The sequence below is a fragment of the Nocardia sp. XZ_19_385 genome (assembly GCF_015355755.1).
In the GTDB taxonomy this organism is placed as follows: Bacteria; Actinomycetota; Actinomycetes; order Mycobacteriales; family Mycobacteriaceae; genus Nocardia.
Genome location: NZ_JACVEE010000001.1, coordinates 1812502 through 1837208, shown reverse-complemented (window position 1 = coordinate 1837208; position 24707 = coordinate 1812502). Strand labels below are relative to the sequence as shown.

20 protein-coding genes are annotated in these 24707 nt (G+C 66.6%); 14 read left to right on the top strand and 6 right to left on the bottom strand.

All coding sequences use genetic code 11. From position 1 onward, the window contains the following. The first annotated feature begins 52 nt into the window (after positions 1–52). From IBX22_RS08615 to gatB, 7 genes are all read left to right on the top strand, one after another. Positions 53–1441 (top strand): sensor histidine kinase, encoded by a 1389-nt coding sequence (locus IBX22_RS08615; protein ID WP_194814776.1) that lies wholly within the window; start codon positions 53–55, stop codon positions 1439–1441. Next, positions 1438–2151 (top strand): response regulator transcription factor, encoded by a 714-nt coding sequence (locus IBX22_RS08610; RefSeq protein ID WP_309234492.1) that lies wholly within the window; start codon positions 1438–1440, stop codon positions 2149–2151. Before IBX22_RS08615 ends, IBX22_RS08610 begins: the two co-directional genes overlap by 4 nt. 50 nt (positions 2152–2201) lie before the next feature. Continuing rightward, positions 2202–4544 (top strand): protein kinase, encoded by a 2343-nt coding sequence (locus IBX22_RS38505; protein ID WP_375540207.1) that lies wholly within the window; start codon positions 2202–2204, stop codon positions 4542–4544. Then, entirely contained in the window at positions 4534–5415 is an 882-nt protein-coding gene (locus IBX22_RS08600; protein ID WP_228538258.1) for a hypothetical protein, read from the top strand. The genes IBX22_RS38505 and IBX22_RS08600 overlap by 11 nt, the downstream gene beginning before the upstream one ends. Before the next feature lie 17 nt (positions 5416–5432). After that, entirely contained in the window at positions 5433–6467 is a 1035-nt protein-coding gene (locus IBX22_RS08595) for an ATP-dependent 6-phosphofructokinase (RefSeq protein ID WP_194814774.1), read from the top strand. Between the two features lie 66 nt (positions 6468–6533). Beyond that, positions 6534–7913, top strand: a complete 1380-nt coding sequence (locus IBX22_RS08590; protein WP_194814773.1) for a S9 family peptidase — start codon at positions 6534–6536, stop codon at positions 7911–7913. Between the two features lie 75 nt (positions 7914–7988). Continuing rightward, positions 7989–9500, top strand: a complete 1512-nt coding sequence (gene gatB / locus IBX22_RS08585; protein WP_194814772.1) for an Asp-tRNA(Asn)/Glu-tRNA(Gln) amidotransferase subunit GatB — start codon at positions 7989–7991, stop codon at positions 9498–9500. Between the two features lie 52 nt (positions 9501–9552). Here gatB and IBX22_RS08580 read toward each other — a convergent pair whose 3' ends face one another. Next, complete coding sequence (locus IBX22_RS08580) at positions 9553–10662, bottom strand: sorbosone dehydrogenase family protein (protein ID WP_194814771.1); 1110 nt, start codon at positions 10660–10662, stop codon at positions 9553–9555. Positions 10663–10913: 251 nt separating this feature from the next. Here IBX22_RS08580 and IBX22_RS08575 point away from each other — a divergent pair, with 251 nt between their 5' ends. Then, positions 10914–11741, top strand: coding sequence for a DoxX family protein (locus IBX22_RS08575; RefSeq protein ID WP_194814770.1), 828 nt, complete (start codon positions 10914–10916; stop codon positions 11739–11741). Positions 11742–11894: 153 nt separating this feature from the next. On the opposite strand, the gene ilvD is transcribed toward IBX22_RS08575, so the two are convergent. Next, a complete protein-coding gene (gene ilvD / locus IBX22_RS08570) occupies positions 11895–13736 on the bottom strand; it encodes a dihydroxy-acid dehydratase (protein WP_194814769.1) in 1842 nt (613 codons plus the stop codon). 133 nt (positions 13737–13869) lie between these two features. Then, positions 13870–14316, bottom strand: a complete 447-nt coding sequence (locus IBX22_RS08565) for a PH domain-containing protein (protein ID WP_309234491.1) — start codon at positions 14314–14316, stop codon at positions 13870–13872. Positions 14317–14739: 423 nt separating this feature from the next. Here IBX22_RS08565 and IBX22_RS08560 point away from each other — a divergent pair, with 423 nt between their 5' ends. From IBX22_RS08560 to IBX22_RS08545, 4 genes are all read left to right on the top strand, one after another. Next, positions 14740–16659 carry an acetolactate synthase large subunit gene (locus IBX22_RS08560; RefSeq protein ID WP_194814767.1) on the top strand — a complete coding sequence of 640 codons (1920 nt, stop codon included), beginning with the start codon at positions 14740–14742 and terminating at the stop codon, positions 16657–16659. After that, complete coding sequence (gene ilvN / locus IBX22_RS08555; protein ID WP_194814766.1) at positions 16656–17159, top strand: acetolactate synthase small subunit; 504 nt, start codon at positions 16656–16658, stop codon at positions 17157–17159. The genes IBX22_RS08560 and ilvN overlap by 4 nt, the downstream gene beginning before the upstream one ends. Positions 17160–17243: 84 nt before the next feature. Further along, positions 17244–18245: a ketol-acid reductoisomerase gene (gene ilvC / locus IBX22_RS08550; RefSeq protein ID WP_194815683.1), complete on the top strand. Its 1002-nt coding sequence runs from the start codon at positions 17244–17246 to the stop codon at positions 18243–18245. A 174-nt stretch (positions 18246–18419) separates the two neighbouring features. Beyond that, entirely contained in the window at positions 18420–19325 is a 906-nt protein-coding gene (locus IBX22_RS08545; RefSeq protein WP_194814765.1) for a triacylglycerol lipase, read from the top strand. Positions 19326–19384: 59 nt separating this feature from the next. On the opposite strand, the gene IBX22_RS08540 is transcribed toward IBX22_RS08545, so the two are convergent. After that, positions 19385–19804 carry a VOC family protein gene (locus IBX22_RS08540; RefSeq protein WP_194814764.1) on the bottom strand — a complete coding sequence of 140 codons (420 nt, stop codon included), beginning with the start codon at positions 19802–19804 and terminating at the stop codon, positions 19385–19387. A gap of 729 nt (positions 19805–20533) precedes the next feature. Between IBX22_RS08540 and IBX22_RS08535 the strand changes: the two genes are divergently transcribed. Both IBX22_RS08535 and IBX22_RS08530 read left to right on the top strand, forming a co-directional pair. After that, positions 20534–21541: a DNA cytosine methyltransferase gene (locus tag IBX22_RS08535; protein WP_194814763.1), complete on the top strand. Its 1008-nt coding sequence runs from the start codon at positions 20534–20536 to the stop codon at positions 21539–21541. Next, on the top strand, positions 21538–22884 hold the full coding sequence (locus tag IBX22_RS08530) for a DNA cytosine methyltransferase (protein WP_194814762.1): 1347 nt from the start codon (positions 21538–21540) through the stop codon (positions 22882–22884). Before IBX22_RS08535 ends, IBX22_RS08530 begins: the two co-directional genes overlap by 4 nt. Here IBX22_RS08530 and IBX22_RS08525 read toward each other — a convergent pair. Beyond that, a complete protein-coding gene (locus IBX22_RS08525; RefSeq protein ID WP_194814761.1) occupies positions 22856–23740 on the bottom strand; it encodes a DUF6339 family protein in 885 nt (294 codons plus the stop codon). The two genes, IBX22_RS08530 and IBX22_RS08525, sit on opposite strands and share 29 nt — an antisense overlap. Further along, the gene (locus IBX22_RS08520) at positions 23737–24693 is read right to left on the bottom strand and encodes a hypothetical protein (RefSeq protein ID WP_228538256.1); all 957 of its coding nucleotides are present in this window, start codon (positions 24691–24693) and stop codon (positions 23737–23739) included. The genes IBX22_RS08525 and IBX22_RS08520 overlap by 4 nt, the downstream gene beginning before the upstream one ends. Positions 24694–24707 lie beyond the last annotated feature (14 nt).

Below are 24707 nucleotides of genomic sequence, written 5' to 3'. Positions count from 1 at the left end.
CGACCTTTCGCAGCACGATGTGGCGGCGGGCACAGGCCGCTAACCTGGCGAGATGGATGTGACTCAAACCATCCCGTCGCCGGGGAGCGCCCGCTCGGCGATTCCGCTGCGGGACATCGGGAGCATCCAGGACCGCTGGCTGGACTTCTGGCGGAATCCGCGAGCCGTGTTCCGGCGCTACCTCGAGGGACTGCCGTTCGACTACCCGCCGGCCCTGATGACCGGCTCCTGGATCGCGATGTGCATCATCGGCACCATCGCGACGATTCAGCGGCACAGCTATTTCCCGAATGTGCTGCCGCTGGTCGCGGTCCTGCTGATGCTCACCTCGATGCCGGTCTTCTGCATATTCCGCATTACGCCGCCCCCGCTCGCGCTGGCGGCATCGGGCGTCGCCGGGACCGCGGTCTTCCTGATGCAGCCGGTCCAGTCGGATTTCGCGCCATTCGTGTTGATCGTCGTCGTCGGCGAGGTCGCCGCGATAGTCCCCAAGCGCTGGAGCGTGCTGTATGCCCTTGTGGCGCTGGCAGAGCTGAGCGCCTTCGACTCGGTGGGCCGGGTGATGTGGAGCGGATCCGGCAATCGGCTGGAGGGTCTGCAGATGTACACCGCCGGGCTCGCGCTCGGCTGGATGGTCGGCGTCATGCTGCGCTATCAGCGCAAATTCCTCTATCAGGAGCGGGAGGGCCAGCAGATCCGGGCGATGCAGGCCGCCGACGAGGAACGCCGCCGGATCGCGCGCGAAGTGCACGACGTCATCGCGCACTCGCTGAGCATCACGCTGCTGCACCTGACCGGTGCGCGGCACGCACTGGAAACCGACCGCGACGTCGACGACGCCGTCGCGGCGCTGGTCGACGCGGAGCGTCTCGGCAGACAGGCCATGGCCGATATCCGGCGCACCATCGGCCTGTTGGACGGCCGGCCCTCGAAACCGATGCCGGAACCGGGGATCGGCGATATCGATTCCCTGGTGGGCGATTTCGTGCGCGCCGGGCTGGACATCCGGTACACCGGCATCGGTGACCAGGCGGCGGTGTCCGCGGCGGTCGGGCTCGCGCTCTACCGCATCGGGCAGGAATCCCTGGCGAACGTGGTCAAACACGCGCCCGGCGCCACCGCGACCGTGCAGGTGGTTGTGGACGCGCACACGGTGACGCTCATGGTCGACAACACCCTGCCCGCCGGACTGCCGTCGAAGCCAGGTAACGGGATGGGCTTGTCGGGCATGCGGCAGCGGGCCGAACTGCTCGGTGGCGTGATCACCGCCGGTCCGGGTGCCGACGGCTGGTCGGTGCGTGCGGCGTTCCCGCTTGCCGCACAACGGAATTGCGTGCTGCCGGAGCTGGTGCAGCTGGCGGTGACGACAATGCGTGACGGTGTGTCACGCGAGGAGCCGCGCGGTGCGAAGGCGTGGCCCACGGTGGAGGAGAGTGCGTGAGCGTGGTTGGTCAGAACGGTGTCGTGCCGGCGAGTACGGCCGAGGACCTGGTGACCGTTCTGGTGGTCGATGATCAGGAGCTGGTGCGCGGCGGTCTGCGCCGAATCTTGCGCCGCCGTGACGGATTCGTGGTCGCCGAGTGCGCCGACGGGGACGAGGTGGTCGCCGCGGTGGCCGCCGAGCAACCCGACGTGGTCTTGATGGACCTGCGTATGAAACGTGTCGGAGGTATCGATGCCACGCGATTGCTACGCGCCAAAGACAGTGCCCCGCCGGTCCTCGTGCTCACCACTTTCGATGATGATCAATTGCTATCAGGCGCATTACGCGCGGGTGCTGCCGGATTCATTTTGAAAGACTCACCCGCCGAGGATCTGATCCGCGCGGTCCGCACCGTCGCGGGTGGTGGGGCCTGGCTCGATCCGTCGGTCACCGGACGAGTGCTCTCCGCCTACCGCACGGTCCGCCCGGTAGTAGCGAAAGCGCATAGCAGGCTTTCGGAATTGACCGCGCGCGAGTACGAAGTGCTCGAACTGATCGCCCGGGGGCGGGTGAACGGAGAAATTGCCAGGGAGCTTGGCATCTCCGAAGTAACGGTGAAAAGCCATGTCGGACACATATTCGGCAAACTCGACCTGCGAGATCGGGCCGCCGCGATCGTCTTTGCGTTTGACCACGGGGTGGTCACCCCAGGAGAATCCACTCCTTGACGGAACGCCTTGCTCGTTGACGGGCGTCCGGGATGTGGAGGTTGTACGGCGTGGACGGACCTGGCTGGAGGGTCGGCAGTCGATTCGGTCCGTACGAGTTGCGTGCGTTGCTGGGCAAAGGCGGGATGGGCGAGGTCTACGAGGCCTACGACACCGTCCGGGAGCGTGTGGTCGCGGTCAAGCTGCTGCCCGAGGAACTCGCCAAAGATCCCGTGTATCAGGTGCGTTTCCGGCGGGAATCGCAGGCCGCGGCGCGGCTGGCCGAGCCGCACATCATCCCGATCCACGACTGGGGTGTGATCGACGGCGTCCTGTTCATCGACATGCGCCTGGTGCCCGGTAGCGACCTGCGCACTCTGCTGCGCGGTCAGGGGCCGATGCAGCCGCAGCGCGCGATCGCCATCGTCGAGCAGATCGCCGCCGCGCTGGACGCCGCGCACGCCGACGGGCTCGTGCATCGCGACGTGAAACCGGCGAACATCCTGGTCACCGACGCGGATTTCGCCTACCTGGCCGACTTCGGCATCGCGCACACCGAGGGCGACGCCGCGGTGACCCAGGTCGGGATGGCCGTCGGGTCGTATGTGTACATGGCGCCGGAGCGCTTCGACGTCGGGCAGGTCACCGGCCGCGCCGACATCTACTCGCTGGCCTGTGTGCTGCACGAATGCCTCACCGGTGCAACGCCGTTCCCGCAGGCCAGCATGAGCGTGCTGATCCGGTCACACCTGACCGAGACGCCGCCGCGGCCCAGCGTGGCCCGGCCCGGGGTCCCGCCCGCGCTGGACGACGTGATCGCCCGCGGCATGGCCAAGGACCCCGCCGACCGCTATCCGACCGCCGCCGCGTTCGCGCAGGCTGCCCGCGCCGCAGTGGGCGCCCCCGCCGCACCCGCACCGAAGTTCGTTGTGCACGCCCCGGATCCGTCCCGCTTCGGCAACCCGGACGCGACAGCGACCCGCAACGCGATAGTGCCGCCGGAGGCTACGGGGGAGTTCTCGGTCATCCAGCCGCCCGCGGCAACCGAGGTGAGTCTCACCGACTTCCACTTCACGCCACTACCGCCCCAGGAACCCGCGGACACCTCATCGGGCCCGGTCCCGATCCGCCCGTTCCCGGACGCCCACCTGTACGAAGAAGTGGAGCAGTTCCCCAGCGGGCAATTCGCCGCGGTGCCCGCCGCCCCGGTGACGCAGAAATACACGGCACCGTACGGGTCTGAGCCCCAGCCGTATTCACCCCCGGAGAACTACCACGCACCTGAGCGTTTCGCGGAGCCGCAGGCCTACTCGGAGTCCCAGGGCTACGAGGAGCCCGGCGACCACTCCGGTGCACAGGGTTACGCGGAGCAGCGCGGCTACCCCCAACAGCAGCCGACCTACTCGGAATCCGAGAGTCACTCGGAGCCGCGCGGTTTCGCGGAACAGCAGCCGTATCCGGAGGCTCATGGTTTCGCGGGCCAGGCGGCGTATTCCGAGTCGACGGGCTACGCGGAATCGCAGGCGTATGAAACGCGGCGCTACTCGGATTCGCCGAACCACCCGGAGCCGCAGGCGTATTCGGATTCGTCGTATCAGCCTGCGCGTGGGCGGAGCTCGGATCAGGATCTGACTCCGGCGGCTCGGGCCTACCCGGTCGAGCCGTATGACGAGCAGTTGCCGGAAGGGCAGTACGCGCCCGAAACCAGGCGCTACCCACAGTATGACGCGGAGCCCGACCCGTATGCGGAGCCGCAGCGCCACTCGGAGGATCCGTATCGCCCTGCGGCGCAGGCCTATTCGGCGTACGAGCCGCCTGCCGCGTCGGCCGTCCCGGATTACGACGACGACCGCTACTCCCCGCGCGGCGGCTACGCGCACCCCGATGACATGGACGACCCTTATCGGCAACCGTCCTCGCGTGGCTCGATCGTGGTGCCCATCCTGGTCGGCGTACTGAGCGTGGTGGTGGTCGCGGTTGTGGGGGCGGTGGGCTGGCAGATGTTCGGCGCCGGCAACTCGCAGCCCGCGGCCGACGCCCCGGCCGGAGGCAGCTCCGTGGCGGCTACTCCGCGACCCGCGACGCCGGGAACGCCCGCGCCGCAATCCAGTTCGGCATCCCCGACCACGACCAGCGGCACCGCCGTGAAGCTGCCCGACGGCGCCAAGGCCTGCTCGACAGGTTCGACGACGGGCAATTACGGCCGGGCGGCCACCGGCAGCGAGGTCACCAGCTGCCAGTTCGCCGAAGCCGTGCGCAAGGCCTATGCCGAATCCGCTGCCGCTACCCGGGCACCCAGCTCGGTGGTGGCGACCAGCCCGGTCACCGGCCGGACGTACACGATGAATTGCGCCGTACAGGGTCAGCTGGTGACCTGCAGCGGCGGTGAGAACGCGGTGGTTTATGTCTATTAGTCGTCTGCGAAAAGCGCTGGGCGGCAGTGCTTTCGCGCTGCTCCTGCTGACCTCGTGCGCGCAGAATCCGGTCAACGACGCCGCCGCCGCCGAACCGACCACCATCACCCAGGCGGCGGCCCGTTCCGAGCAGCAGAACCTGCAGCTGACCCTGCCGGGCACCTTGGCGCACAGTTTCCAGCAGTTGCAGGGGAGCTGGCGCGGGCACCTCGGTCTGGCTGTCATGCCGGTCGGCGGCACCAAGATGGTCACTTTCGGCGACTGGTCCACCGGCCCGGCCTGGTCGACCATGAAAGTGCCGTTGACCCTCGCCGCCGTGCGCCGCAGTGCCACCAACGCGGGGTACACCGGGACCACCGCGATCACCCAGTCCGACAACACCGCCGCCGACGCGCTGTGGCAGTCCCTGGGCGGCGCGCAGGAGGCGGCGAAAGCGGTGGAAGCCGTGCTGCGCGAGGGTGGCGACACCAAGACGATGGTGCCGCCGACCCGCACCCGCGCCGAGCATTCGTCGTTCGGTCAGGCGGAATGGTCGCTGGCCGAACAGGTTCGGTTCGCATCCAAATTGCCGTGTCTGCCGCAAGCCTCGACGGTGCTGACCATGATGGGGCAGATCATCCCGACCCACCGCTGGGGTCTGGGCACGTTCACCAGCGCCGAATTCAAGGGGGGTTGGGGGCCGGACACGTCCGGCGGCTACCTGGTCCGGCAATTCGGATTGATCGACACCGCGGGTGGTCAGATCGCGGTCGCCTTTGCGGCGCAACCGGATTCGGGCTCCTTCAACGACGGTATGACCGCTCTGGACAAGATGGCGACCCTGCTGACTCAGCATCTGGATGAACTGGCCGGAGGTAAGTGCGCGGCGTGAGTGGCATGATGGCGGCCATGCGCATCGGAGTCTTGACCGGAGGCGGAGACTGTCCAGGACTGAACGCGGTGATCCGCGCGGTCGTTCGCACCGCGAACGGCCGCTACGGTGACGCGATCGTCGGCTTTCAAGACGGCTGGCGCGGTCTATTGGAAGACCGGAAGTTCACCATCGCCAACGACGACCGCACCGACCGGCTGCTCACCAAGGGCGGCACCATGCTCGGCACCGCCCGCACCAACCCTGACGTGCTGCGTGCCGGGCTCGGTCAGATCAAGCGCACCCTCGACGACAACGGCATCGAAGCGCTCATCCCGATCGGCGGCGAAGGCACCCTGACCGCCGCCAGCTGGCTCTCCGACGAGGGCGTCCCGGTGGTCGGCGTCCCCAAGACCATCGACAACGACATCGATTGCACCGACGTCACTTTCGGCCACGACACCGCGTTGAGCATCGCCACCGACGCCATCGACCGCCTGCACACCACCGCCGAATCGCATCAGCGCGTCATGCTGGTCGAGGTGATGGGCCGGCACGCGGGCTGGATCGCCATGCACGCCGGCATGGCCGCGGGCGCGCACCTCACCCTGGTCCCCGAGGTGCCGTTCGACATCGACGCGGTCTGCGCCATGATCAAGCGCCGCTTCCAGCGCGGCGACAAGCACTTCATCTGCGTCGTCGCCGAAGGCTCGGCTCCCGCACCGGATTCCGGCTTCACCCTGCGCCAGGGCGGCATCGACGAATTCGGCCACGAACGCTTCACCGGCGTCGCCCAGCAACTCGGCACCGAAATCGAACGCCGCATCGGCAAGGAAGTCCGCACCACCGTCTTGGGCCACATCCAGCGCGGTGGCAGCCCCACTCCCTACGACCGCGTCCTGGCCACCCGCTTCGGCCTGCACGCCGCCGAAGCCGTCCACGCCGGCCACTTCGGCCAAATGGTCGCCCTGCGCGGCACCGACATCGACTTGGTCCCCCTCGCGGAAGCCACCAAACAACTCAAGCGCGTCCCCCAAGACCGCTACCGCGAAGCGGAAGCCTTCTTCGGCTGAGGACTCCGCGGTCCGCCGCCGGTAGGTTTCGGCGTCCCGCGGCGCCGCGTCGGTACTGTGGATCCCATGCGGAACGGGCGACTGATCGCGTTGGTGCTGTTCGTGGTTGCCGCGGTGGTGGCGGGGTGTTCGGAGGAGTCGAACCCGCCGGATCCGACGATCGGGGACTGGCAGGGGGCGATCGAGCTGCCGGGGCAGCCGCTGCCGGTCGGGGTGACGTTCAAGGAGGATGGCACCGCCACTGTCGATATTCCGCTGCAAGGGGTTTCGGGGGCTCCGTTGAAGGACGTGAAGTCCGGGCGGGACGGGGTCGAGTGGGCGATGGCGGATATTCCGGGTGATCCGAAGTTCAAGGGGCGCTACGACTCCGGGTCCGACAAGATCACCGGGGATTTCAGTCAGGCGGGGCAGACGTTTCCGCTGTCGTTGCAGCGCGGCAAGGTCGCGCAGCTGAACCGGCCGCAGGAGCCGAAGCCGCCGTTCCTGTACAAGTCCGAGGATGTGAGTTATCGCAACGGTGAGCTCACCATCGCGGGCACCCTGACCAAGCCACAGGGCGACGGGCCGTTCCCGGCGGTGCTGTTGATCACCGGCAGCGGGCCGCAGGATCGCAACGAAGAACTCATGGGGCACAAGCCTTTTCTGCTGCTCGCCGACACGCTGACCCGCGCGGGTTACGCCGTGCTGCGCACCGACGACCGGGGTGTCGGCGGCACCGGCGGCAAACTCGATGACGCTAATTACGACGATCTCGCCGCCGATGCGGCAGCCGGGGTGAACTTCCTGCGCGGGCGCGCGGAGATCGATAAGGCGCGCGTCGGCCTGCTCGGTCACAGCGAAGGCGGCTACCTCGCACCCCAGGTGGCCGCGCGGCCCGACAGCGGAGTCGCGTTCGTCATCCTGATGGCGGGCCCAGCGGTAACCGGCCGGGACGTGCTGATCGAACAGAACCGCGTCCTGCTCGCCGCGGCCGGGGAAACGCCGGAGGCGATCGAGACCCAGGTGCAGTTCGTCTCCGAATGGTCCAGGTTGCTCAGCGCCGGAGACCTGGCCGGGGCAAAAGCGGTGCAGCAGCGGCACAACGAAACGCTGCCTGTCGAGCAGCGGCAATCAGAGGCGGCCCTGGACGCGGTGAACACGCGGTACATGGGCGCGTTCCTGGGCTACGACCCGGGCCCGGACCTGTCCGCGCTGCGCATCCCGGTCTTCGCCTTCTTCGGCGACAAGGACTTGCAGGTGCCGCCCAGCCAGAGCGAGCAGCCGATGCGCGATCGCCTGGCCGCCAACCCGGATGCGACCGTGCAGACCTTCCCCGGCCTGAACCACCTCATGCAGCCCGCCCCGACCGGCCAGCCCAGCGAATACACCACCATCGAGACGACCATCGCGCCCGAAGTTCTGACTTCCATCACCAGCTGGCTCACACAACGGTTCCCGCCGAAGTAGCGCCACCTCCGTCATCCCGGCGAACGCCGGGATCCAGCTTCGTGGCCGCCAACCGGCTTACATAGGATGGTCGCCATGAGTGCAGCCACGGTCGAGTTGATGGATTATGCCGATGTCATCGCCCGCTACGAGCCGGTGCTGGGCATGGAGGTCCACGTCGAGCTGTCCACCGCGACCAAGATGTTCTGCGGTTGCCCCACCGAATTCGGCGCCGACCCCAATACCCAGGTGTGCCCGGTGTGCCTGGGCCTGCCGGGTTCGCTGCCGGTGGTGAACGAGAAGGCCGTCGAGTCCGCCATCCGGATCGGTCTCGCGCTGAACTGTTCCATCACCCCGTGGGGCCGGTTCGCGCGCAAGAATTACTTCTACCCGGACCAGCCGAAGAACTACCAGATCAGCCAATACGACGAGCCGATCTGCGGCAACGGCTACCTCGATGTCCTGCTCGACGACGGCTCCACCTTCCGCGTCGAGATCGAGCGCGCGCACATGGAGGAGGACACGGGTAAGTCGCTGCACGTCGGCGGCGCCACCGGCCGCATCCACGGCGCCAGCCACTCGTTGCTCGACTACAACCGCGCGGGTGTGCCGCTGATCGAGATCGTCACCAAGCCGATCGAAGGCGCCGGCGAACGCGCCCCCGAGGTGGCCCGCGCGTACGTGACCGCGCTGCGTGAGGTGCTGCGTTCGCTCAACGTCTCCGACGTGAAGATGGAGCAGGGTTCGCTGCGCTGCGACGCCAACGTCTCGCTGATGGAGAAGGGTGCGAAGGAATTCGGCACCCGCACCGAAACCAAGAACGTGAACTCGCTGAAGTCGGTCGAGGTCGCGGTGCGCTACGAGATGCGCCGCCAGGCCGCTGTGCTCGCCGACGGCGGCACCATCCTGCAGGAGACCCGCCACTTCCACGAGACCGACGGCTCCACCTCGCCGGGCCGCGTGAAGGAAACCTCCGAGGACTACCGCTACTTCCCCGAACCGGACCTGGAACCTGTTGCGCCCGACGCCGATTGGATCGACTCGCTGCGCGACACCATCCCGGAGTACCCGTGGCTGCGCCGCGCTCGCCTGCAGGCGGACTGGGGCATGTCCGACGAGGTGTTCCGCGACCTGGTCAACGTCGGCGCGCTCGACTTGATCATCGCCACCGTCGACGCGGGCGCCCCCGTCGACGCCGCCCGCGCCTGGTGGGGCAACTCGCTCGCGGGCACGGCCAAGGAGCGCGAGGTCTCCCTCGAAGACCTGCCGATCACCCCGGCCCAGGTGGCCGAGGTGATCAAGCTGGTCGAAGCGAAGACCATCAACAGCAAGGTCGCCAAGCAGGTCGTCGACTTCGTCCTCGCGGGCGAGGGCGAACCCGCGCAGATCGTGGAGGCCAAGGGTCTCGGCATGGTCAGCGACGAGGGCGCGCTGCAGACCGAGGTGGAGAAGGCGCTCGCCGCGAACCCGGACATCGCCGACAAGATCCGCTCCGGCAAGATCCAGGCCGCGGGCAAGATCGTCGGCGACGTCATGAAGGCCACCCGCGGCCAAGCCGATGCCGCCCGCGTCCGCGAACTCGTCCTGGCTGCCTGCGGCGCCAGCTAGCTCGCACCGAACGAAATGGCGTCCCGCCTCGAGCGGGACGCCATTCGCGTTTCTAGTCCGGCGTGCCGCCACCACCGGACGGCGGCGGAATCTTCACCACGCGGTCGTCGAACGGCCCGTGGTTGTCGTCGTTGTTGACCGTCGCCACCCACACCGCGCCATCATTGGCCGCCGCGGCACCGCCGAGCCGTCCGTACTTGTCCTGGCTGGTGAGCGCGGGCTGCGTGGTGATCGCATGCGATTTCGGGTCGACCTCCGCGATCGCGAGCGCCTTCGCACCCGACATCGCGATCGCCACCATCTCCGGTCCGGCCGCGCAGCCCGCGACGCCGGGACGATCGGGCCAGGTCCACCCGACGCTCACCGAGCCGTCTTTGGCGAGCCGCTGCAGGCGGTCCTCGGTGGCGGTGCGGTCGGTGACCCAGGTGCTGTCCGAACCGTCGAAGCACAGGTCACCACCCATCCCCAGCCCCGACATCACGACCTCCGGACTCGCTCCCGGCGCGGGTGACTTGACCCGCAGCACCTTGCCCGCCAGCGACGACGGCGTCGAGGCCAGCCCCGGATTCCCGGCGTCACCACTCAGGATCAGCAGCTCGGTGTCGGACACGAACTCCAGCGCACCGTGATTGCCGGTGGCGCCCTTGGGGATTCCGGTCAGAATGTCTTTCGGCTGCCCGCCCGCCGCGATGCGCACCACCCGATTGTCGGAGGGCGTGGTGATGTAGGCGTAGATCAGGCCGTCCTCGTGATAGGTCGGCGAGAGCGCGAGATCGGTGATGCCGCCGTCACCGGCGGCGTCCACGTCCAGCTTGGCGATCTCGACCGGCGGGACCTGCGGATCGCTCTCGCCCACCGGCACGCTCTTGAGGATCCGCCCGGTGCGCCGTTCGGCGACCAGCGCGGTGTCACCCAGGGCGACGATGCCGCCGGTGGAATCCAGACAGGTCGACACGACCGCCGGGTCCGGGTCGATGCACGGACCTTCCGGTCGCGGCGGCGGTTTCTGGGTGGACTTCGGCGCCTTGGGGTTCGCGGGCGCGAAGGTGGGTTCGGGTGTGAACGGGCTGGCGGCGGAATCATCGAAACGCGCACAGCCGACCAGCAGGACCGAGCCGAGCGCCAGACTCAGGGCGACGCGGCCCGCGACAACCAAACTCATGGTAGAGACGTTACGGAAATACCGGCGCGCCCGCTGCTCCCGGGTACGTGTTGCCGCGATGCTGTGGGCTGACATCGGCGTTCGCGCGCGTAACAGCGTCGCCCGCGGCTCGCCGGGATTGACACGCCGTGGGGTGTAAGTCTCCCGCCGAACGATCGTGCGGCATAGGGTATTGCCGTGAGTGAGCGTGAGCTAACCATGGAGGCAGCCCCACCGGCGACGGCGGAGCCGATCAGGAGCGAGGTGCGGTCGTGACGGACAAGCCGAAGGACGCCTCTGGTGACCCCGACCCGGCCCCCGGCCGCGGTGTGGGCAGCCCATACGATTCGCCGACCGGGCAGTTCCCGCGCGTCGGCGGCGGGCCCGAGCTGCGCAAGGACGTGCCGCGCACCGAGGAGGACCTGGGCCTGGATCCGGACGTTCCCACGGTAGGGGAGCAGACGAGCACGACCCCGCCCTACTCGTACGCCAGCATCCCGCCGGCCGCGAACCCGCCCGGCGAACCGAGCGCCGCGCTGCGCCGCCGGGCCGCCGAAAACCGCCGCGGCACCCTGGATTTCGGCCTGTTCCTGCTGCGCCTGGTCGTCGGCGGCACCTTCATCTACCACGGGCTGCAGAAGCTGACGGGCTGGTTTCACGGCCCCGGCCTGGACGGCACCCGCGACATGATGTCCACCGGCGGCTGGGACCACGCCACCGTGTCCGCGATCCTGCTCACCACCGGTGAACTGCTCGGCGGCATCCTGCTGGTCCTCGGCCTGGCCACCCCGCTCGCCGCGGGCGCGGTCCTCGCCGTGATCCTCAATGCCTGGATGTGGAAGCAGGGCATGATCCCCGGCTTCCAGTACAGCGCCGCAGTAAAGACCGGCGTCGAAATGGACAGCATCCTCGTCGGCGCGGCGGCCGCGATCATCCTCACCGGCCCGGGTCGCTGGTCGCTGGATCGCAACCGCGGCTGGGCCCTCCGCCCGGCCTGGGGTTCCTTCGTAATCCTGCTGCTGGCCGTCGCCGTCGCGATCCTCACCTTCTGGTTCCTGCACGGCGGCAACCCCCTGACCGGCATCGGCCCCTTCGACTGACCCTCAGGTATGCAGATCGTGCAATTTTCCTCCGGATGTGGCTGAAACAGCCAACTTTCACGCAAAATCGCACGATCCGCATACATTGAAGTCAATAGCAAAACGGTGTCCCCTCCGTGGAGGGGACACCGTTTTGCGATGGAGGGTGAGGTGTTACGGCACGTAGCGGACCGCGCCCTTGTCGGCCGAGGTGGCCAGCGCCGCGTAGGCGCGCAGCGCGGTGGTGACCGGACGTTCCCGGTTGACCGGCTGCCAAGGGCGTTCGGACGCGTCCATCTTCGCGCGCCGCTCGGCGAGCACCGCGTCGTCGACCAGCACCTCGAGCGCACGCGAGGCGACGTCGATGCGGATCTGGTCGCCGTTCTCGATCAGGCCGATCGCGCCGCCCGCACCGGCCTCGGGGGACATGTGGCCGATCGACAGACCGGAAGTGCCACCCGAGAAGCGGCCGTCGGTGATCAGCGCGCACTGCTTGCCCAGGCCCGAGCCCTTCAGGAATGCGGTGGGGTGCAGCATCTCCTGCATCCCGGGCCCGCCCTTGGGGCCCTCGTAGCGGACCACGATCACGTCACCGGGCTTGATCTTCTTGCCGAGGATCGCCGAGACGGCTTCCTCCTGGGATTCGACCACCACGGCCGGTCCCTGGAAGGAGAACAGATCCTCGTCGATACCCGCGGTCTTGAGGATCGCGCCGTCCGGAGCGATGTTGCCGCGCAACACGACCAGGCCGCCTTCGACGGTGTAGGCGTGCTCCTTGTCGCGGATGCAGCCGCCGGCGGCGTCGGTGTCCAGCGAGGACCAGCGGTTGTCCGTGGAGAACGGCTCGGTGGTGCGCACGCCGCCCGGTGCGGCGTGGAACAGTTCGATGGCTTCTTCGGAAGCCTTGCCGGAGCGGATATCCCAGGTGTCGAGCCACTCGTCGAAGCTCTTGGTGTGCACGGTCGACACGTCCTCGTGCAGCAGCCCGGCGCGCCGCAGTTCGCCGAGGATGGCGGGGATGCCACCGGCGCGGTGCACGTCTTCCATGTGGTAATCGGAGTTCGGCGACACCTTCGACAGACACGGCACCTGGCGGCTGATCTCGTCGATGGTGGCCAGATCGAAGTCGACCTCACCTTCCTGCGCGGCGGCCAGGGTGTGCAGCACCGTGTTGGTGGAACCGCCCATCGCCACGTCCAGGGCCATCGCGTTGCGGAAGGCCTTCTCGTTGGCCACGTTTCGCGGCAGCACCGAGGCGTCGTCCTCGCGGTACCAGCGGCTGGCGATATCGACGATCACCGAACCGGCGCGCTGGAACAGCGCCCGGCGCGCGGCATGGGTGGCCAGTGTGGAGCCGTTGCCCGGCAGCGCCAGACCCAGCGCCTCGGTGAGGCAGTTCATCGAATTCGCGGTGAACATGCCCGAACACGAACCACAGGTCGGGCACGCGCTGCGCTCGACCTCGTCCAGGCCCTCGTCCGAGACCGCCGGATTCGCGCTCGCGGAGATGGCGACGACGAGGTCGGTCGGAGCCTGTGCGACACCGTCGACGACCACCGCTTTACCGGCTTCCATCGGGCCGCCGGAGACGAACACGGCCGGGATGTTCAGGCGCATGGCGGCATTCAGCATGCCGGGGGTGATCTTGTCGCAGTTGGAGATGCAGACCAGCGCGTCGGCGGTGTGCGCGTTCGCCATGTACTCGACCGAGTCGGCGATGATCTCGCGCGAGGGCAGCGAGTACAGCATGCCGCCGTGACCCATGGCGATACCGTCGTCGACCGCGATGGTGTGGAACTCGCGCGGTACGCCACCCGCGGCCCGCACGGCCTCGGCCACGATCTCGCCGACCTCCTTGAGGTGCACGTGGCCGGGCACGAACTGGGTGTAGGAGTTCGCGATGGCGATGATCGGCTTACCGAAATCGGAGTCGGTCATACCGGTGGCGCGCCAGAGTGAGCGGGCGCCGGCGGCATTGCGGCCGATAGTGGTGGTGCGTGAGCGAAGCGGTGGCATGGCTGGATCCTCGATGGTCGCGGGGGCTGATTTGCGACTGCGCAGAGCGGGTCTACGGCCGCTCCACGGTACTCCCGGGTGTGATTTCCCCGTCATTCAGGCGGGATTTGGGGTCTCAATATGTGAGACGCGCTCAGTCCTCGGTTTCCTTGGCCTTTTCGGCCGCTTCCGCCGCCTTGCGCTCCTCGTACTCCCGCTGCTCGGCCTCCTCGGCGGCCGCGAACAGATCCGGGATCCGGCCCTTGGAGGCCTCGATCAGGGCGCGCAGCCGGTCGTAACCGACGGCGGGCAGCTTCACCTGAGAGCCATCGTTGAGGTGGGCCCGTACGTACCCGCGCTTGGGGATCGAAACGCCTTTCAGCTCATCCCAATCGATGTGCCGCTTGCGGAAAACGGTACGCAAGTCCAGGCCCGCGTCCGAGACCGTCGTCCGCGTGCGCTCGATCCACAGCACGACTGCCAGCGGAATCAATAGCAGCCACCACAGCCCTTTCGGCCATCCGGCGAAGAAGAAGAACACGCAGAAGAACAGCACGACCACGCCGATATAGGTCGTCTGCGGAATCCGAATGACCTTCACTTCGGACCCACCCGTGGCGGATCCTTCGTCGGAGGTGTGGGACGATTTAGCCGGTGGCACGGACTGATGCGGTGATGACACACCACCATCCTCGCATCCTGGTGAACGGACACAAGCAACCGCACTGTCTCACATAATGAGACGCAAGGGTCAGAAGTTTGACTCACCGGTTCACGCCCGCATAACGTCGTGCGCGTGAAACCAATCGAGCTTCTCGTAATCAGTCGGCGCGTCCAGCGTTGAGCTTGACTCCCTGAGTCGACTACGAAGCTCGCGTTGCGACGCGCCACCCTCGAACAGCCAAAGCTGTCGAGGGTTTTTTTGTGTTCAGGACTAATGTCCGACACGGGGCGTTCCGCACAGCACCACGTGTCAAGCAAGGTTTGTCCGGGGTCTAGAACGAAGTAGTTAGGAACGAAGACGGTGAGTGCACCAACCGCACGGCCCGGGCCCTCGGCCCGCAGGCCAGCGCCTTCGGCTCAGCAGGGTACCGCTGCTAGCCCGACGACCGCGGCCAACCGCCGCCAGGTCCCGCCCGAGCGGGTCAACGGCGCGCAGTCGGTCGTCCGCTCGCTCGAAGAGCTCGGCGTCGACACCGTATTCGGCATTCCCGGCGGCGCGATCCTCCCGGTCTACGACCCGCTCTTCGACTCCACGAAGGTGCGCCACGTGCTGGTGCGCCATGAGCAGGGCGCGGGCCACGCGGCCACCGGTTACGCCCAGGCGACTGGCAAGGTCGGCGTCTGCATGGCCACCTCCGGTCCCGGCGCGACCAACCTGGTCACCCCGATCGCGGATGCCCAGATGGACTCGGTGCCGCTGGTCGCGATCACCGGCCAGGTCGGCCGCAGCCTGATCGGCACGGACGCCTTCCAGGAAGCCGACATCTCCGGCATCACCATGGCGTGCACCAAACACAACTTCCTCATCACCGAGGGCGTCGACATCCCGCGCATCATGGCCGAAGCGTTCTACCTGGCTTCTTCCGGCCGCCCGGGTGCGGTCCTGGTCGACATCCCGAAGGACGTGCTGGTCGGCCAGACCACCTTCAGCTGGCCGCCGGAGATGCGGCTGCCCGGCTACCGTCCGGTCACCAAGCCGCACGGCAAGCAGGTGCGCGAGGCCGCCCGGATGATCATGGAAGCCAAGGCGCCCGTGCTCTACGTCGGCGGCGGCGTCATCAAAGCCGACGCGTCGGCCGAGCTGCTGGAGCTGGCCGAGCTCACCGGCATCCCCGTGGTCACCACGCTGATGGCGCGCGGCGCGTTCCCGGACTCCCATACCCTGAACATGGGCATGCCCGGCATGCACGGCACCGTCGGCGCGGTCGCCGCGTTGCAGCGCTCCGACCTGCTGATCACCCTCGGCGCGCGCTTCGACGACCGGGTCACCGGTCAGCTCGACTCCTTCGCACCGAACGCTCGGGTGATCCACGCCGACATCGACCCGGCCGAGATCGGCAAGAACCGGCACGCAGACGTCCCGATCGTCGGCGACTGCCGCGAGGTGATCGTCGAACTGATCGAGACCCTCAAGGCCGACCCGGCCGTCGGCGAAGCACCGCTGCTGACCCTGACCGACTGGTGGAAGTACCTGGACGGCGTGCGCAAGTCGTACCCGCTCGGCTACGGCCCGCAGGAAGACGGTTCGCTCTCGCCCGAGTTCGTCATCGAGAAGCTCGGCGAGCTCGCCGGACCCGACGCCATCTACTGCGCCGGCGTCGGCCAGCACCAGATGTGGGCCGCGCAGTTCATCAAGTACGAAAAGCCGCGCACCTGGCTGAATTCCGGTGGCCTCGGCACCATGGGCTATGCCGTCCCGGCCGCCATGGGCGCCAAGATGGGCGCGCCGGACAAGGAGGTCTGGGCGGTCGACGGTGACGGTTGCTTCCAGATGACCAACCAGGAACTGGCCACCTGTGCCGTCGAGAACGTGCCGATCAAGGTCGCGCTGATCAACAACGGCAACCTCGGCATGGTCCGCCAGTGGCAGACCCTGTTCTACGAACAGCGCTACTCCAACACCGACCTGGGCACCCACACCCTGCGCATTCCCGACTTCGTCAAGCTCGCGGAAGCTCTGGGCTGCGTCGGCATCCGGGTCGAACGGGCCGAGGACGTGGAGGCCGCGATCCGCGAGGCGCAGTCCATCAACGACCGCCCCGTGGTGATCGATTTCATCGTCGGTAAGGACGCCCAGGTGTGGCCGATGGTCGCCGCCGGCACCGGCAACGACGAGATCATGGCCGCGCGCGGCATCCGCCCGCTGTTCGACGAGGACGAAGCGGCCGCCGAGCCCGCCGTCATCCACGAGGCGATGACCCATAGCGAGGGACAGAAATGAGCACGACCCACACCCTGTCCGTCCTGGTCGAGGACAAGCCCGGCGTGCTCGCGCGCGTCGCGGCGCTGTTCTCTCGACGCGGTTTCAACATCGAGTCGCTGGCGGTCGGCGGCACCGAGATCCCCGAGATCTCGCGCATGACCATCGTCGTCACCGTCGAGGATCTGCCGCTCGAGCAGGTCACCAAGCAGCTCAACAAGCTGGTGAACGTCATCAAGATCGTGGAGCAGGACGCCGACACCTCGGTCGCTCGCGAATTGATCCTGGTGAAGGTGCGCGCCGACGCCAGCGTGCGCACCCAGGTCATCGAGGCCGTGCAGCTCTTCCGGGCCAAGGTCATCGACGTGTCCCCGGACGCGCTGACCGTCGAGGCGACCGGAACCCGGTCCAAGCTCGACGCACTGCTGCGGATGCTCGAACCCTTCGGCATCCGCGAGATCGTGCAGTCCGGCGTCGTCGCCGTCGGCCGTGGACCCAAGTCCATCACTGCGACTCGCTAGTAACCCCGTCCTCCCGGCATGCTTTCGGCCGGGGCCTAATACCTAAGAAGAAATCAGAAGGAGATACCCAAAGTGGCAGTCGAGATGTTCTACGACGACGATGCGGACCTGTCGATCATCCAGGGCCGCAAGGTCGCTGTCATCGGCTACGGCAGCCAGGGCCACGCGCATTCGCTGAGCCTGCGCGACTCCGGCGTCGACGTCCGCGTCGGCCTCGCCGAGGGCTCCAAGTCCCGCCCGAAGGCCGAAGAGGCCGGTCTGACCGTCGGCACCCCCGCCGAGGTCTCCGCCTGGGCCGACGTGATCATGGTCCTCGCGCCCGACACCGCGCAGGCCTCCATCTTCACCAACGACATCGAGCCGAACCTGAAGGACGGCGACGCGCTGTTCTTCGGCCACGGCCTCAACATCCACTTCGGCCTGATCAAGGCTCCGGCCAACGTCACCGTCGCCATGGTCGCCCCCAAGGGCCCCGGCCACCTGGTGCGCCGTCAGTTCGTCGACGGCAAGGGCGTTCCGGCCCTGATCGCCGTCGACCAGGACCCGAAGGGCGAGGGCCAGGCCCTGGCGCTGTCCTACGCCGCCGCCATCGGTGGCGCGCGCGCCGGCGTCATCAAGACCACCTTCAAGGAAGAGACCGAGACCGACCTCTTCGGTGAGCAGGCCGTGCTCTGCGGCGGCACCGAGGAACTGGTCAAGATCGGCTTCGAGGTCATGGTCGAGGCCGGCTACGCCCCCGAAATGGCGTACTTCGAGGTCCTGCACGAGCTCAAGCTCATCGTCGACCTCATGTACGAGGGCGGCATCGCCCGCATGAACTACTCGGTCTCCGACACCGCCGAGTTCGGTGGCTACCTGTCGGGCCCGCGCGTCATCGACGCCGGCACCAAGGAGAGCATGCAGGCGATCCTGGCCGACATCCAGGACGGCACCTTCGTCAAGCGCCTCGTCGCCAACGTCGAGGGCGGCAACAAGGAGCTCGAGGGTCTGCGCAAGGCCAATGCCGAGCACCCGATCGAGGTCACCGGCGCCAAGCTGCGTGGGCTGATGAGCTGGGTCGATCGCCCGATCACCGAAACCGCGTAATTCCTACGCCTGAAAAGGCCCGGCACTCTTCGGGTGCCGGGCCTTTTCGTGTCGCAGGCCGGGTGCGCCGAATTCGCTGGCTATGGTGACAGCTAATTCTTGGCTACTGGCGGTGTGCGCCTCGACCTTCGGAGGATTGAGTTGCGTCGGTTCTGGAGTCGTCTCGGATTCGCTGTGACCGCAGTCCTGCTGGTGCCCGCGGGCCACGCCGCAGCACAACCCGAGCAACTGCCGGTGGTCTATTCGGTTCCCGCCTTCGTCGCCGCCGCGCTGAACGCCAAGGCCCCCTTCGATCCGCCCGGCGGCAACGACTGGTCCTGCGTCCCGACCGCGGAACATCCGCAACCGGTGGTCCTCGTGCACGGCGTCCTCGGCAACGGCGCGGGCTGGCCGGCCATGTCCCCGCTGCTGCACAACAACGGCTACTGCGTCTTCTCGGTCACCTATGGCGTCTACCCTTGGCAGTCCGGCGCTCTCGCCGGGACCGGTGGCCTTGCGCCAATCTCCCATTCCAGCAAGGAATTACGCGATTTCGTCGCCCGCGTCCTGGCCGCCACCGGCGCGGAAAAGGTCGACCTCCTCGCCTGGTCCGAAGGCACCTTGGTGGCCGCGCGCTACCTCCTCGCCGACGGCGGCGCCGAGGTCGTCGACCAGGTCTTCAACCTCGCCCCCATCTACGCGGGCACCAACGTCGCCGACCCGATCGTCAACGCCGCCTACGGCCTCGGCATCCAGGACTCGGTCTTCGCCGAACTACGCACCACCTGCCAAGGCTGCGTCGACATGCTCCCGGTCTCCGACAACATCCACGAACTCCAGGCCGCCGGCGTCTACGCCCCCGAGGTGCAGTACACCAACCTCCTGACCCGCGCCGACACCGAAGTCGTCCCCTACACCAACGGCTACCGCGAGGCCCCCAACGCGACGAACATCGTCCTCCAGGACGTCTGCCCGGTGAACCTCGCCGGCCACAACGCCATCTCTGTCGACCCGACCGTCGCCGCCCTGATGCTCAACACCTTCAGCCCGGGCACCGTCGCCGAAATCCCTTGCGCCCCATCCCCAACCCCCTATATCTGATCTCGGAAATAGGTAAGGCCTGGCACTCAGCGAGTGCCAGGCCTGTCGGCTATTTCTGATCAGTCCTTCTGCACCGGCTGACTGAACCGCACCATGTTCCCAGACGGATCCCGGAACGCGCAGTCCCGCACCCCATAGAACTGATCCGTCGGCTCCTGCAGCACCTCGGCCCCGGCAGCACTGATCCGCTCAAAGGTCGCATCGAGGTCATCGGTTCCGAAAATGACCCCGCGCAGCAGCCCTTTCCCGAGCAGGTCCGCGGCAGCCTTCCGGTCGTCCTCCGAAGCATTCGGATCGGCGACCGCAGGCTCGATCACGATCGTGACATCCGGCTGCGCCTTCGGCCCCACGGAGATCCAAAACATCCCCTGAGCCTGCACATCGTTGCGCAGTTCCAGCCCGAGCACCTCGGTGTAGAAGGCCAGCGCCTCGTCGTGATCGTTAGCAGCTACAAAACATTGTGAGAGTGTGAGTTCCATGGGCTCAACGCTAGGCCCGAGCGTGTGACCAGCGCTTCTTGATTCCTGATCGGTGTTGCGCTCACCCCTGATAGGGCTCGACGGTGAACTCGACCTGCCCAGAGGAACCGATGCTCAACGCATTCACAGTGACCGTCCCAACGAACTTCCCGAACCCCGGCTGGAACACAGTCGTCTTGGGATCACTGATCCAGAACCCCGGCCCCGTAGCCTTAGCGGTCCGCGTCCCGGTTTCCCCGGTGTCAACGTTCCGCCAATGCAGCGTGACATCCAAACTGCACGCCCCGAACCCGGTCATATTGGTACTCACCGTGAACGTAGCCGAACTCGGATACCCCGGCCCATGCACCGACGAATCAACCACGGCAATGCAGGGCCCATTGGTCAACGAGTAGATCGTCTGAAACTTGCCACCGTTGGCAGCCGAAGCAGGCGCCGCGGCAAACGTAAGCACCGCAGCCGTAGCAACAGCACCAGCAGCGGGGAGCGTGAAACCTCTTCTAACCGACTTCATCTGAAACCTCTATAAAGTGGGATGAATTTTCGGGGGACGCGCAGCGAACCATACCCGTTGGGATCGCGTCTGGGGCGTGTTCGGAAGCCATTGGCGCACGGAGTCTTCCGTCCGAGCGCGGTGACGTCTGAAGTTCAAGAGCGACACCGAGCTCGTCTTCCCGACGTAGAGTAGACAGGACGTTAAGGCGGAATTGGCCTACGGAAGGCAGGTCAATGACCGGACTACGATTTGTCGACGTGTGTGCGGGGGCAGGTGGATTGGCGCTGGGGTTGGAGGAGGCGGGTTTTACGCCGGCTCTGCTCCTGGACAAGAAGGCAGTGGCATGCGCCACGCTGCGCCTTAATCGTCCAGGATGGCCTGTGCTGGAGATGGATCTGTTGGACTTCTCTCCGCAGCAGCACCGGGATATTTATGACGTCGATCTGCTCTCGGCCGGTCTACCCAGGGTGAAGTCCAGCGCGACTTCGGCGCGAACCGAGACGGGGGACGAACTCCGACTTCTCGATGCCACGGTCTACCTAGCGCATGCTCTCCGTCCCAGAGCACTGCTCATCGAGAATGTTCCAGAACTCGCGCTGGCGCCCAGCTTCAAAGTGACCCGCGAAGCTGTACGTTCGGAGCTGAACCACCTCGGTTACGAATTCGACTGGTTCACACTTAATGCCGCTGATTTTGGAGTGCCACAGAAGCGGCTTCAAGGATTCCTTGTCGCGCTTGATAGGCAACACTTCAGCGCCTTTCGTCGGCCGAGACCGACTACACTCACGCCTCGGTCTGTTGGCGAAGCTCTGCTGGATTCCATGGCCGCCCGCGGCTGGCAGGATGCTGAGCGGTGGGCTGCCGGGGCGCGCAGTGTTGCGCCCACCCTTGTAGGTGGGTCGGAAATGCGGGGCGGCGCAGACCTGGGGCCAGCAGGTACAAGGAGAGCATGGGCGCGAATGGGTGTCGACGGAAGGGCGATCGCAGATGACCTCCCTGGTCCAGATTTCCATTGGCAGCCGGACACCGGGCAGGGCGGGATGGTAAGAATCACAATCGAACAGGCCGCGCTCCTACAGGGTTTTCCGGCCGACTGGAAGTTCGCAGGGAAGAAGACCGCCCGCTACCGCCAGATTGGACATGCTTCCCCGCCGCCGGTAGGGCGGGCGATCGGTCAAGCCCTACGCGCCGCGTTGACCGGTTCGGAAACCTCGCGCGCCGGCTACACTTCGACCCCATGACCGATCCGGAAGTCCTCGCTCGTCACCTCGACGAAGTCCGCATCCTCGACCTCTTTGCCGGACCCGGCGGGCTGGATGTGGCGGCACACTTCCTGGGTCTGAAGAGCTTGGGAATCGAGTGGGACGGTAACGCATGCGAGACACGTTATGCCGCAGGCCTTCCGACAATCCACGCCGACGTCCGGGTAATGCGCGAGGACCGCTTCGACCAGATCCCGAAGTCGGTTGACATTCTCGCAGGCGGTCCCCCCTGTCAGTCCTTCTCCGTCGCGGGAACCGGTGCTGGGCGGCGAGCGCTGGAGACCGTGAAGCGCTTCATCCACCGCTTGGTGGATGAAGACGAGAACGAGGCCGAGATCGATGAGGATCTCCGCGCTCTCGACGATCCGCGCACCGCCCTTGTCCTCGAGCCGCTGCGCTGGCTGCTGAAGGCGATCGACACCGACGACCGCAATCCATACGAGGTGATCGTTCTCGAACAGGTGCCTGCCGTCATGCCGCTCTGGGAGGTATACGCCCAGATTCTTCGGGGGGGTGAGGGAAGGCTCGGAGGCGTGAAGTACGAAGCGGAATGCTGGCAGTTGAAGACGGAGGAGTACGGCGTGCCGCAAACCCGCACGCGCGCAGTGCTTATCGCGCGCCGGCCTGGGCGAGGGGCTGTCGAAGCGATCCCGACCACTCATCGGCCGTTCGATGTACATCGAGGGAAACGCGTTGTAGCTCAGACGGATTCGCTGTTGGCCGAGACTTCGGTACTCGGGCGCAAACAGAGCTGGGTCTCGATGGCAGATTCTCTTCGCGCGGCGAGTCAGCTGAGCGGCTCTTGCGATAGGGTCTCTCGCTTTAAGTCTCAGCAGTCGTCGGACTCCGAATCGGAACCTCAGTTGGACTTCTTTGTTGTGTCGAATTACGGATCTGGAGGTGACCCGAAGAATCGAGGCAGGCGCCAGGCCTCTGAACCTGCGTTCACGGTGACCGGCAAAGTCTCGCGCAACAAGATCTACAAGTCGGAATCCGACCTCGCGGCCGGACGATACGACCGGTTCACCATCGCCGAATCCGGTGTCCTCCAGACCTTCCCACACAACTTTCCTTGGTCGGGGCAGGACCAGGCACAACAGGTCGGCAATGCCGTGCCGCCGCGCCTGGGCATGCACGTACTGTCTGCTGCGGTGCTCGGGGCCCCGCCGTCGGAGGAAGCGCTGGCAGCCGCTCGCTCCTGGCCGAACGTGCCCGCGACTACATCAGACGAGTTGCGCGCCTTGGGATGTGGTGACCAAAGTCAATGTCCTGCGGGTTCCCACAGGAGCATTGCTATTCGGCAGAATCCCGCTGCCCCCTGACTTGCGTATCCGCGAACAACATCGCGAAGTGATCCGCCAGTCTTTCGACAGCGTCTTCGGGAGCCGCCTCGTCTTCCGGACCGTCAGGCAGCGTGCCCCGGGGTGATGGGCGAGCAGATTCGGCACCCGCAATCCAGTCCCGCAACGATTCGTCCTCGCGAGCATTGTCGGGGGCGATCACGTCATACATCAGGGTTGCCGCGGCCGTGTTGACCGCGGTGGTGAGTGCGTTCACTTCCCGGCCTGTCGAGACTACGCCCCGTTCGATGAGTCTGACGAGGGCAAGGGCGGTCGGCCGATGGTCGATGACGTCGAGCCGAAGGGCTGAATTGAGCATGTCCTGGTTGCTGCACGCCAACACGGCCGGTCGGTAGTCGGGCCCATTGCGGAAGAGTTCTGCTGTCCACCAGAGTCGTGCGAAGGCCTGCTTGAAATGCGAGCCGACAAACCGGTCGCGTGCGATGCGGCCGCGCGTTCCGTCTGCCTTCGGTTCTGGCAAATGTCGCCACACGACATAGTCGGGTGCAACGCCGAGGGCAAGATACGTCCAGAGCTCCTTGTCCGCTGCTTCCCGACGAGTCAGCCGCAGCGTCTCGTGCAGACGGGGGGCGAGCCACGAGTCCGCTGCAGTAGGGCGTTGTCCCTGAAAGGTGGTCAGCGCGTCATCGATCAGATCTCGAACACGATGCAGGGCCAAGCGTGCGTCGTCGCCCGGAAACGGCTCCGCAACCTTGTTGATCGCAATGGACGGAACGTCTTCGCGGCCTTCGAGCAGCCCTGTCGAGATGTACTCCGCAGCCTGCGCATCGGAGATCAGCGCAAGCCGATCCGGCAGGTGCTCGGGGCGGGATGTCACGCGCCTGTCTCCTGATCGAGTCGTTCGATGTCACGAATTGTGGTCGCAAGAGCTTTCGGCACCTCGGCGCGGCGTGCCGCTGCGTATTGGATACGCGGTTGTAGGTCCGCCCAACTCCCTTGACCGGTACGGCGAAGGTGCACTTCTCGGAGGGCATCAGTGGCTTCTCTGCCCGGGATGATGTCTGGCAACATTTCTCTCAGAACCGCACCTCGCCAGTCGGCCGGGAAGACCGGCGTTCCATCCTCCTCGATCTCAAGATCGCCTATGGCGGTGTGGAATACGGCGGTCCACACGTCGGCACACATGTGGGCGAGGAGTATCTCTCCCATCATGCTCTCGACTTTCGAGCCTCGCTCTTCCATGAGCGCGGCCAGCCCCTCGAAATCCGAATTGAGTCGAACGGCGGGCATCCGGCCGGACGTCTCCACGATCCAGGGCGCATCTCGGAAGCTCCGCAGCCACTCGGTGCTGCGCGCGAAACTAATTGTGCTTACGTCGAGTTGGCGATCTCGCAAGGGGGCGTCGGCGGTCAGGTCAACGAGCCAATCCTGTTGCGTGGAGGCGATGATCCGACCATCAGTCGCGTCGACCGTGGCCACCACATGCACGGCGAGAGTTGCGCGGTCGAGATGGTCTTCTCGACGGAGCTCGATTTCCCCGACCCACTCCCGTCCGTCGGTTCCACTGGCCGACAACCGTGCGACGGTCCGTACGTTTGTCGCTCCCTCTGCCAAGACAGCGATCACAGAGATGTTGGACCAAACGCCCTTCGTCTCGATCTCCCGGCTGGGTACGGTGGCCCGCAGGGCTAATCTGGCGGTTCGCCAGTCGTCGCGCTCAGCTCTGCCGAGGGCGACGACCTGCTCGACAACCGAAAAGGCTTTGGTGTCCAACTGTTCGCGGCTGTCATCGACGCCGCGGAGCCGAACGGACGTGACACGCACCGTCACAGATCCGGTCAGCC